This is a genomic window from uncultured Photobacterium sp., assembly GCF_947039875.1.
Lineage (GTDB): Bacteria > Pseudomonadota > Gammaproteobacteria > Enterobacterales > Vibrionaceae > Photobacterium.
In genome coordinates this window covers 24338-36147 of sequence record NZ_CAMRAN010000042.1, presented here as the reverse complement: position 1 = coordinate 36147, position 11810 = coordinate 24338, and the positions used below count along the sequence as shown (strand labels likewise).

The following is an 11810-nucleotide window of genomic DNA, read 5'->3' as shown; positions in this document are numbered from 1 at the left end:
GTATTAGGTATTAGGTATTAGGTATTAGGTATTAGGTATTAGGTATTAGGTATTAGGTATTATATCCGGCTAATAATGATTAGCCGAATATTTATTATGCTGGTTTATAGCATACCACTAGGCTGGAACAATGCCTTTAAGCGTTTGGTAATAATTAAACGTGATACAGTAAATAAGCCTTCAACAGTACGTTGGTGAAGACGGAAAATGGTATCGTAGAGACGACGAATAATACGACCTTTAAAGACTAACTTATTTGCCATTTTTGATTGTGGGGCAAATGAACCAACTGCAAAGTGGTGGCCAACAGCGACAACCATACCACCATCTTTGAATTCAAAATCAGTCAGTTCTTTACCGCGTAATAAATTGGTTAAGCTTTTCGCTAAGTGGACTGCTGCGCGGTTTGCTGCTTGGGCTTTCGGTGGTACAAAACTACCGTCAGCTTGTGGAATTGATGCGCAATCGCCTAAAGAGAATATACAGCTATCAATCGTTGTGGTTAGGTTCGGATTAACCAAAATCTGGTTCATGCGATTATATTCTAAACCACCAATACCGTTTAACCAATCTGGTGCTTTTACACCCGCAGCCCAAAATTGAATATCAGCGTCTAATGCTTGATTGTCAGCAGTAACCATACCATGATCAGAAACTTCACTGATACGAGTATTAAGCAGTACATTAATATTGGTACGTTTTAGTTCTTTTAATACTTTTTCTGACATTTTTAGTGGGCTATTTGGTAGCACACGATCTGCAGCTTCAATTAAGTTAATGGTCAGTTTTGCTGCGTTGTAGCGTTGTAGCTTATTACTTACTCGTGCAAGCTCTGCTGCAAGTTCAACGCCTGTCGCACCTGCTCCTACAATATTTACAGTACGCTCATTACCTTCACGTAACAATTGACTGATTTTGTGCCATGCATGACGTGCTTGGCTCGCAGAGTCAAGGAAAATACAGTTATCACGAGCGCCTGTCGTATTAAAATCATTACTTACAGCACCAATAGCAACAACAAGGTAATCGTATTTTACCATTGCTTCTGCACCATTATTACGACGAACAGCAAGCATTTTATTTTCACGATCTATATCAGTCATTGCTGCTTGATAATGTTGGTAGCCGTTGTTTGCACCGTGAGTGAAATAGCAAACTGCATCTAGCTCACGATCAAAAGTACCTGCGGCAATTTCATGTAAACGTGGTTTCCAATAGTGATCTGTTTCTGGTTCAACCAAAATGATTTCATGTTCTTTACGATTAGCTTTGGCTAACAATGTAGATAGTTCTATACCGGCAGCACCGCCACCTACAATAACGATTCGTGACATAACGAATACCTCAAAAAGTGAACCCTAGATATCATTCTCAGGGGATGGTCTTCCCATCATTAAAGTTATGAGCTGATCCGTTGCTACAAAATGACTTTTTATTAGCCACAACACACAGGGCGGCTACCTGATATCTTATGCGCAATAAATTTCTTTGATATAAGACAATTAAATTAGTCAAAATTCAAGTTGTGTGAACTAAATACGGGTATTTATTTTTAAAGTATCTCTCTTGTGCCAATAGTGACCATTATATTGTGTGCTTATTTAATGGCAATGCCGATTAAAACAAATAACTTTTACCATTTGGTAATAATTTGTTGTAATAAGAGATTGTTGGAAAGCATGGTGGAGGTAAATCACTCATAAAATAAAGCGATTTACATCTGCAATTTATATGCATAACTATACATTTAAGAGGGTAGGTAAGGGGGAAGTATGGCTGATTTGATAAAGGTCGTTATTCTTACATTATAAGAATAAAGGGATGTTAGGAAAATAGCATGAGCAGAGAAACTCATGCTAAATGGTAATAACTTAAAATGATTCAATGCTAGTGAATTGACCTTGAAGCCAGTGGATTGCAGGGCTTAATTGGGAACCAATAGGGTAAATAAGAGACGCTGACCATACATTACTGGTGATTTTACTAAATGAAAGATTAAGTTTTTTCACTAGTTCATTTTTAAGATCGTGTTGTAATACAAAATCAGGTAAGCAGCAGATACCAATGTCTTCACGGCATAAGGATAAAATCGTGTGGATATCTTCGACATGCCATAATTGTAATGCCGCTTTTGCTTCTTCAAATGGTAATGAATCTAAAGAGGCAGGGATTAATAGACGCTGTTGACAGAAGTCTTGATAACTTAATACTGTTGCTCCGTCATTAAATTTATCAAGGTAAGATTGAGTAGCAACCCAACTGATATTGATATTGAATGCTTGGGTGTATTCTAGGTTAATTTTATTTTCGTGCTCAAAGATACCCAGTGCAATATCAAGGTTTTTAGCTTTGATCTCTTCTGCTAAACGCTTACTATTTTGTTGCATAATAAACAATTCAATATTAGGTAGATCAGATGATAATCTTTTGATTATTGATAGAATTTTGTCATTGCAAACCAGTGGATCGATACCGACCTTTATTTTTACATCATTCATATGATGTATAGATAAAGAACGCTCAAGAAACGTTTGATATTGTGCCATCATTATTTTTGCATTCTTGAGTACATGCTCTCCTTTTTCAGTGAGGCGAGGGCATTTACTTGAACGGTCAAATACTTGAAATCCTAAGTCAGCTTCAAAATTTTGGATAGTAAGGCTAACTGCCGCTTGAGTTTTATTCAGCTGTCGTGCTGCAGCACTAAACGAACCATATTCAGCAGCAGCTATAAATGAGCTAAGAGTTTCAATCTTTATATTCATTATTTAGTGATTTATCTTAATTTATTATTATGGATGTAGGTTATTCCTTATCGAACTACATAAGAATGACTACAAGGATATGCCTTTAATATAACTAAAACCTATATAATAACAACTATAAATTAATTTATAGGATTAAAAATATACTTGTATACTAACAAGAAATTAACTTATGAATTTAGTAATAAAGCCACTAATGTTCGATAAGCTAGCTAGGCCCATAATAATCACAATAGTGACGCCAATTGCGCTCAGATAAAATGGGTGTTTGTAATCACCAACAATTTTTTTCTGTCGCGTAGCTGCCAGCATAGTGGCGAGTACTATTGGTAGAATAACGCTGTTAACAAGACCTGCTAACATCAGTAATAAAATTGGCATATTCATCAGTACAGTTCCTAACGTTGTGAAGATTATAAATCCAACACACCATGCTTTTTCATTACGAGCAACAATAGGAAAAAGAGTTTTTATAAGTGATATTGCCATGTATGAATTACCTACCACCGAGGTAATTGAGGCAACAAATAATACAAGTCCAAAGATAAAGTAGCCAATATCACCTGCTCCGTGGCGGAATGCATCTGCTGCAGGGTTGGCTGGATCTAATGTTACACCCGTTGTGATGATACCTAACACCGCACAAAATAATAAAATACGAATAATTACGGCAATTGATATCCCAGCCCATGCAGCTTTAGTAACGATTTTCGTATTTTCTATACCTTGTAATTTAACATCAATTAAACGTTGAGCACCGGTATAATAACCGCCAACAGCACCACCAACGATGGTTAATGTTGGTAACAATAAATTAGAAAAATCAGAGGGAGCGACTGCTGCTAAGACTGTTGGTGTAAAAGGGGGTAAGTTAGTAAGAGCAACATAGGCAATGAGTACAATCATTAATAGCCCTAAGTAACGCGCCATTTGATCCATTCGTTTTGATGCATTATGGATAATAAATAGCAGGCTACCTATAATACCCGTAAAAATAGCGCCCCACGTAGTGTCTAGTCCCATTAGAACATTCATGCCTAATGCTGAACCACTAACGTTTCCAAAGTTGAAGGCAACGGCGCCAAGTGCTAACAGAATACCAATGATGTATCCCATACCTGGTGCAACTTTATTGGCAATATCTTGAATACGTAAACCTGAAACACCAACGATACGCCATAGATTCATTACTATACCAAAGGTAATAAACATGGAAGCAAAAACAGGGAAAGCCATGTCAATATTATAGATATTGGTAAATACCGCGGTTTGCGTTAAAAATCCAGGTCCGACAGAAGTTGTTGCCATTAAAAAAGCAACGCTTAAAATCGCTTTGTTTTGCCAATTAGCGTGGGGAGGGGAGGTATTAGTCGTTAATGTGTTAGTTTGCATAATCAATCCCATAATCAAAGTCTCTCATATTTATAAAAATAGAAAGACAACTGATGAGGATCAGCTGTGCAGTTGTTGTATGTTTTTTTATGTAAAATCAACCAAATGTAATCGATTGCTTTATTTGGTGCGGATAATAAAGAGAGTCTTAGGTATTGTCAATCATGTTTTTTAAATAGATAAAAAAAGCTTTATTAGCATCAAATAATAAAGCTTTAAGGAATATGTATTAGAGGTTATTTCTCTGTGGTATGAATGGCTGCTTTTAGATCATCAGGATTTAAATCTGCACGATCAAATTCTTGAGATGCAGGCATACGTAAATGGAAATCTTTGAAGATTTCAATTTCAGCTGTACCTTCTGTCAAAATGAAGTCACTCACATGACCACCTTGAGTACGATCATCGCTAATGAAATGGAAGTGGAATCCCGGAACATTAATACCGATCATGTATTCAGGAATTTTAAAACCAATCATTACACCGGAAACATGGGTCATTTCTGCGATAGGTTGATGTTTTACGACTTCCACCATTGGTGGGTAAGGACGGTGCTGTGCTGGTACTGTACGCGTTTTAACGTATGAAAACTTTCCTGTTAAACGGATCGCATTAATAGCATTGTTAGCAACAACGTCGCTTTCTAGGCATGCTTCAAATTCTGCTTTAGTTAGCTCAATTAGACTTATTTTTTCAGTTGGTTCAAAGTTAACAACTGATGCAAAAGGCGTCGTAATATCATGATTAACTAAGTGCACTTCACCCGCGCTAGTTAGTTGGTATACGTCATCACCTAGTACGACCATCTCACCGTCAAGGTCATTGAAAGTACCAATACCAAAGTTGCCATGATTAAGTAGTTGACCAATTGTAAAATCACCTTGATATAAACCGGCAATTAAGGCACTCATCATTGAAGTTTGGTAAAACGTTTTTTCGCTATGTTGGTGGCTCATGATGCTTTCCTATTAATCTTGTTGGCAAGGGTGTAGTTGATCAAGTAGACGGCTGTTATCGCGGTAATCAACATTAACGTTAACTAATACAGGACCACTTAATGCCATTGCTTTACGTAGTACGGGTTCAATATCATCAGCGGTATTTATTGCTAAACCATACGCACCAAAACTTTCTGCATATTTGACAATATCTGGACCCATAAAGCTAACGGCACTTTCACGACCATATTTTTTAAGTTGTTGAATTTTAACCATGTCATAGCTGTGATCTGTCCAAACAAAGTGAACAATATTACATTTATGACGAACTGCAGTTGCCAATTCCATCGATGAAAATAAGAAGCCACCATCACCAGACATTGAAATAACTTTTTCATTTGGTGTCAGTAGTGATGCCGCTATAGCCCAAGGTAAAGCAACACCTAATGTTTGTTGACCGTTGCTGAACAACAAGCGGCGTGGTTCAAAAGAGTGGAAGTAACGCGCCATCCAAATATAGATAGAGCCTACATCACAACATACTGTAGTATCGTCACTTACAAACTGGCGTAAGTCATGAACAAAACGTAATGGATGGACACCTATTGATGATGTTTTATTAACACCCATGCGCATAATCTGTTGTAGGTCTTGACGTAAATCTTGAAACTTTTGATTATTTTCAAGTGATTCACGTTGATCTAATTCAGCAGCAATAGAAGCAACAGAGACCGCAAGATCACCAACGACTTCTGATACAGGGTTATAGCTAGCTTCTAAATCAGCTTGTTGATAACCCACATGGATAATCGGTGTTTTACCATCTTTATTCCATAAGATTGGATCGTATTCAATTGGACTATAACCAATAGTAATAATTAAATCAGCATTGTTTAATGCAATATCACCCGGTTGGTTTTTAAATAAACCCACACGACCAAGAAAACAATCATATAAATTATGTGAAATGACACCTGCAGCAGCAAAAGTATTTACCACGGCAATTTTAGTTTGTTCAAGTAATTGACGAATAGCACCTGTAACAAAAGGCTGACTCGCATCCATTCCTAATAATAATACTGGATTTTTAGCTGCGTTAATAAGATCGGCCGCTTGACGGATAGCTTGTGGGTGGGCACCACCAAATAAAATTGGTTTTGGTTGTTGTACTGGAATAAAAGGGATTTGGTTGGTTAGTACATCCTGAGGAAGGCTAACAAAACTTGCCCCTTGAGTTGGTTGCTCTGAAATACGAAATGCTTTATGCACGACATCAGGTACAGAAGCACTGTCCATTACTTCAGCAGAAAACTTAGTAATAGGATTAAACAGAGAACGAGTATCCATCGATTGGTGCGTATTATGGGAATACATCGAAAGGGGAACCGCACCAGCAAGTGCAACAACTGGATCACCTTCACTATTTGCCGTAGCAACACCAGTCACGAGATTTGATGCGCCAGGACCTGAGGTTGCAAGACAAACACCAGCTTTGCCTGTTAAACGACCTGTTGCGGCTGCCATGAAAGCTGCGTTTTGTTCGTGGTGACAAATAATGATTTCAGGACCGTTATCACATACGGCATCAAATACAGCATCGATTTTAGCACCAGGAATACCAAAAATATGGGGAACGTCATGTGCCTTTAGGGTTTCAACGACAAGTTCTGCGCCAGAAATGGTTTTATTTGACATATAAGCCTCATGGTTATAGTTGTTGATCGGCTCAGGACATGTTTTCGCTAAATGGAATTTAATGTGATGAGTAGCATAAAATCTAAATTATTTATCATACAAATAAAAGAGGCTAAAATTGGAAGTTAATTTTACTTATTTAATTAATAGCAGTTGAATTGATTGCACAGTAGTGGAGAGGTAGTTATTAATGTAGATTTTTTTGAGGTTAAAGAGATTGATTTTTATAATTAAAAATTGCAGAGCCACTAAAAGTAGCCCTGCAATTAACACCATTGCTACAACATAATGTTGGCAATTAATGCTGATAAAATACTAACTAAAGTTGAACCATAAAGTAGGCGTAAGCCAAAACGGGCAACCATATTACCTTTTTCTTCATTCACGCCTTTAACTGCACCAGCAATAATACCAATAGAACTGAAGTTAGCGAATGACACGAGGAAGATTGAAACGGTACCAACAGTGTGTGCAGATAAACTACCGACTTGTTTTTGAAGATCCATCATTGCAACGAATTCATTCGTCACAAGTTTGGTTGCCATAATACTGCCTGCTTGTAATGCTTCATGAGCAGGAACGCCCATTAACCATGCAACAGGGTAGAACAAGTAACCAATTAAGTTTTGAAAACTGATGCCAAATGCAGCACTAAAGCCAGCGTTAATCATTGAAATTAGAGCAATGAAACCGATAAGCATTGCCGCTACAATCACTGCGACTTTAAAGCCCATTAAAATATATTCGCCAAGCATTTCAAAGAAAGTCAGTGTTTCACCGCTTTCTTCTGCCATCATTTCATCAATATCCATCTCTGCTTCGTGATCGTAAGGATTGATAATAGATAGAATAATGAAGGTGCTGAACATGTTTAAAAACAATGCCGCAACAACATATTTTGGGTCGATGAGCTTCATGTATGAGCCAACGATAGACATAGAAACCGTTGACATTGCCGTCGCTGCAAGGGTGTACATACGACGCTCAGACATTCCGCCTAAAATATTTTTATAAGTAATAAAGTTTTCAGACTGACCAACCATTAATGCACTGATTGCATTGAATGATTCTAGTTTTCCCATACCATTGACTTTAGATAATAAGAAGCCTAATGCTTTGATTATGTAAGGTAATACTTTGATATGTTGTAGAATACCAATTAATGCAGAGATGAAAACAATCGGCATTAATACACTAAGGAAGAAGTTAAAATCATTGTTATTCGATAAATTACCGAATACAAAATTAGTACCATCACTTGCAAATGAGAGTAAGCCATTAAATGCCTCTGCAAATTCTTTCACAATACCTGTACCAGCAGATGAGTTGAGAAGGAAGTAAGCAAGTGCCAATTCTATTATAAGTAGTTGAATAATATAGCGATATTTGATGTTCTTTCGGTTGTTACTGGCAAGTAAAGCTAATGCTGCAATAACGACTAACCCGAGTATAAAGTGTAAATAGACCATATTAGATTGCGCTCAGTGTGATTATCATCTGTTTATGTATGTATGCTGAATGATTTCATTCTTCGATAAAGTGATATATATCGCATTTTTAATCCAGTAGTTTTTTTTGTGATTGACAATAACTAATTTTCCACGTTTGCGCAATCGCTTGCTATTTGTTTGAATATGATGATAAAAATAATGATGATGACGGATGTGCGTAATAGAATTCGCTATGTTTTGTGATTTATTTCAAGTTATTTGATTGAAGTGTTTATATTTATTAAATTAGTATGGTCTATTATGAAACATATTTGTTGGAATTAAGTATATTCTGTTTTGGTGTTTGCGCATCAATATGAATTTATAGCATTAATATTAAAATGTAATATTGGAAATATGAGTAATGATTGCGACTGGCATTAATTTACATTATCAATAGATAATAGAATGATATTTACTCTATTAATCTTGTTACAGGTGCTGTAATGAAAAAATCATCTAAAAATCGTAAATTATGGTATTTCCATAAGCATGATCGTCGAACTAAGCATTTATCATTACCTAATTTAAAATCATAAATCACCACGATGCATAAAGTCATGGTGATTATTGATAGTTATGTCGGCGAGTAAGCTATTTAAATAATACCGGAGCATCAAATCGATACGGTGGAATAAATGGGCGAATACCTGAATCACGAAAACGTTGTAGTTTCATGATTTGCTTATAAACAATGAAATAGCGATTGATGTTATTCACATAGACAATTGGTTGTGATCCAATATGTTTACGGGTAATAAGTTCAACATTATTAAACCAAACATTAGGGTTATAACCTTGTTCTTTGGCATAACGACGCATTTTATTGATATTACCAGGGCCTGCATTGTAAGCGGCAAGAGAGAGATATATTTTATTATCATAATCTATTTCATCACTACTAAAATATTGATCTTGTAGATAACGCATATATTTTACACCTGCGTGAATATTATTTTTTGATGTATATATATTGGGAATATCTACATTGGGATCACGCGCAGTGCTGGGTAGTACCTGCATAATACCGACGGCACCTTTGTTTGATACTTTATGTTGATTAAGTCCTGACTCCTGGAAGCCTTGTGCCATTAACATTAAATAGTCAAAATCATATTGTTTTGAATAGCGAAAGAAAATATGCGATAAACTTTCCATTTTATCGATATTATTAGAATCAAGTAGCGTATTAAGCCAGCGATGATTTTCAAGGTATTTACGGTAGATAAGATTACCAATTAATGTTCCTTCTTTGACTGTATCAATATAGTGATTAACCAGAGCCATCAGTTTAGGACTGTCTTTACGCATTGCCCAAGCTATTTGACCATTATTACGTAAAACAAAATGATCATTAACACGGATATTTTTCAGTATTGGTTGCCATATTTTTATTTTATGATCATCAATGACTGTTGTATTGAGTAGATCTAAGTTTATGAGCTCTAATAATTCATAGTCTTGTAGTGTTTCATCAACAAATAATATTGATGCTGGCGGTAAGTTTTGCATGCGTAATTTACTATTAATTTTGAGCAAACTTTGATAGTAACTCGAACTTTTTCTTACCCAGATTGTTTTACCACTTAGATCTGTTACCTTGTTAAAAGGAGATTGCTTATTATTATTAATAAGTACTTCTGAAATGTCGCTCAGTATAGGTTGACTAAAAGCGACCTGTTTTTTACGTTCAGTTGTTATTGTAATATTGGCAATGGCTAAGTCACCTAAGCCTTTAACGATATAAGGTAACAATTTATCTCGATGTACAGGAATAATTTGTAAGTGTATCTTTGGGTGTTTTTTATGAATATCTTGCTCAAAATGTTGTAATAAATCCGCAATAATGCCTTTAGTAATACCATCCTCTATATAGAAAAAGCCAAGATCAGCTGCCACCAATACCCGCAATACCCGTTTTTTTTCCAATTCAGCTAAATCACCAACATATTCTGAACCACTGAGGGGGGCAAGTTGAACGGCATGAGTATGAAAACTTACTAATAGTAAACATAAAGCAGCAAGTCCATGTTTATATTTCATTAAATGTGGAATATTAATCATTATTTATCTGCCATACCGAAGTAAACGGAATTAATAAGTTTAATATTAATTATGGTTGATAATGGTAGAAATTGCTTATTTATATCAGGTCTATATATGATTTATTCTTATTTTTTATATCATTAAATATAATGATAGCATGGTGATATTTTATCTATGGGTGGTATTGGTCAGGATCAAGTATACGCAAAGATGGTGTGATTTATAAAATAGAGCGAAAAGGACTCAACCAATAGCAGAGAAAACACCTCTCAATAAAGTATTAATTGCTACTCTTAATATACAAAAGCCACTAGATACGGGTGAATAGCAATGAATTATCTGTTATTCTGCGCTAATAATTTCGCTGTGATTATTACAACCACAGCATACTAAATTGGATAAATTGTGACTAATAACGATGTTTTGCGCCGTGTTCGCTATACTTTTGATTTAAATGATAGCGAGATGATCGCTATTTTTGCTGCTGCTGATTGTGAAGTAACGCGTGAGCAAGTTTGCAGCTGGTTAAAAGCTGACGATGCTGAAGGTTATAAAAGTTGTTCTGATGAACAAGTTGCTACTTTCTTAAATGGTTTTATTAATCAAAAGCGCGGCAAAAAAGAAGGCGTTCAGCCTGCACCAGAGCAGAAAATCACAAATAATATTATTTTTAAAAAATTACAAATTGCACTAAATCTAAAAGCAGAAGAAGTGCTTGATTTATTGAAGTTAGTTGATTTTCGTTTAAGCAAGCATGAATTAAGTGCTTTTTTCCGTAAAGTGGATCATAAACACTACCGTGAGTGTAAAGATCAAGTATTGCGTAACTTTTTACAAGCACTACAGATCAATCTTCGTGGTGTTGAATCATTAGAAGAAACGACTGACGAGAAGTAATTGTCTTCGTTGTAAATAAATATTAAAAGCAGCTTCTATTGAAGCTGCTTTTTTATTGGCTGTGATTATCTTCTTCGTTACAACGTAATTGCTTTCGTCATTCCAGCTTCAGGGTGCCCCGGCATATTGCAAGAAAGTTCAACATTTTTATCACCGTGGAAATGCCATAAAATGTGTTTCGCTTTGCCTGGTGCAACGGTGATGCTGCTGCCATCATCGTGATTATGTTCATGATCACGGTGATCCATTTTAACCATCATTTTTCGATGTTTTACTTGTTCTTTGGCTGAGCCAATAGTGAAATTATGATCCATTTTCCCTGTATTCATAACCACAAATTGTACTACGTCGTTAGGTTTGATATCGACAGGCTGTTTGAAGGTGATTTTCATATCATCCGAGAGAATGACGTATGCCACTTTATCGGGCTTTGAACCTGTAGCGGGCATACCTACATCAGACATATTTTTCATATTCATCATCTGATGGTCCATTTTACTATGATCCATGGTTGAGTGATCCATAGCTGCCATAGTCGTTGGCGTTGTAAAAGCTAATATTAAAGTAAGCAGTGTTTTTTTCATAAC

At 35.9% G+C, this 11810-nt stretch carries 9 protein-coding genes; 1 reads left to right on the top strand and 8 read right to left on the bottom strand.

Annotated features, from left to right (window positions below):
- Nucleotides 1–104: 104 nt before the first annotated feature.
- The 7 genes from Q0V26_RS13825 to Q0V26_RS13795 form a co-directional block, all read right to left on the bottom strand.
- The gene (locus Q0V26_RS13825; protein ID WP_297482626.1) at nucleotides 105–1334 is read right to left on the bottom strand and encodes an NAD(P)/FAD-dependent oxidoreductase; all 1230 of its coding nucleotides are present in this window, start codon (nucleotides 1332–1334) and stop codon (nucleotides 105–107) included.
- Nucleotides 1335–1871: 537 nt separating this feature from the next.
- Entirely contained in the window at nucleotides 1872–2765 is an 894-nt protein-coding gene (locus Q0V26_RS13820; protein ID WP_297482624.1) for a LysR family transcriptional regulator, read from the bottom strand.
- A gap of 165 nt (nucleotides 2766–2930) precedes the next feature.
- Entirely contained in the window at nucleotides 2931–4157 is a 1227-nt protein-coding gene (locus Q0V26_RS13815; RefSeq protein ID WP_297482621.1) for a divalent metal cation transporter, read from the bottom strand.
- Nucleotides 4158–4393: 236 nt separating this feature from the next.
- A complete protein-coding gene (gene budA, locus Q0V26_RS13810) occupies nucleotides 4394–5113 on the bottom strand; it encodes an acetolactate decarboxylase (protein WP_297482619.1) in 720 nt (239 codons plus the stop codon).
- A gap of 12 nt (nucleotides 5114–5125) precedes the next feature.
- Nucleotides 5126–6790: an acetolactate synthase AlsS gene (gene alsS / locus Q0V26_RS13805; protein WP_297482617.1), complete on the bottom strand. Its 1665-nt coding sequence runs from the start codon at nucleotides 6788–6790 to the stop codon at nucleotides 5126–5128.
- 278 nt (nucleotides 6791–7068) lie between these two features.
- Nucleotides 7069–8259: a NupC/NupG family nucleoside CNT transporter gene (locus Q0V26_RS13800; RefSeq protein ID WP_297482614.1), complete on the bottom strand. Its 1191-nt coding sequence runs from the start codon at nucleotides 8257–8259 to the stop codon at nucleotides 7069–7071.
- A 615-nt stretch (nucleotides 8260–8874) separates the two neighbouring features.
- Complete coding sequence (locus tag Q0V26_RS13795; RefSeq protein WP_297482612.1) at nucleotides 8875–10344, bottom strand: lytic transglycosylase F; 1470 nt, start codon at nucleotides 10342–10344, stop codon at nucleotides 8875–8877.
- 387 nt (nucleotides 10345–10731) lie between these two features.
- Between Q0V26_RS13795 and Q0V26_RS13790 the strand changes: the two genes are divergently transcribed.
- Entirely contained in the window at nucleotides 10732–11223 is a 492-nt protein-coding gene (locus tag Q0V26_RS13790) for a DUF1456 family protein (RefSeq protein WP_080174784.1), read from the top strand.
- Between the two features lie 77 nt (nucleotides 11224–11300).
- On the opposite strand, the gene Q0V26_RS13785 is transcribed toward Q0V26_RS13790, so the two are convergent.
- A complete protein-coding gene (locus Q0V26_RS13785) occupies nucleotides 11301–11807 on the bottom strand; it encodes a copper-binding protein (protein ID WP_297482607.1) in 507 nt (168 codons plus the stop codon).
- Between the last annotated feature and the right edge of the window lie 3 nt (nucleotides 11808–11810).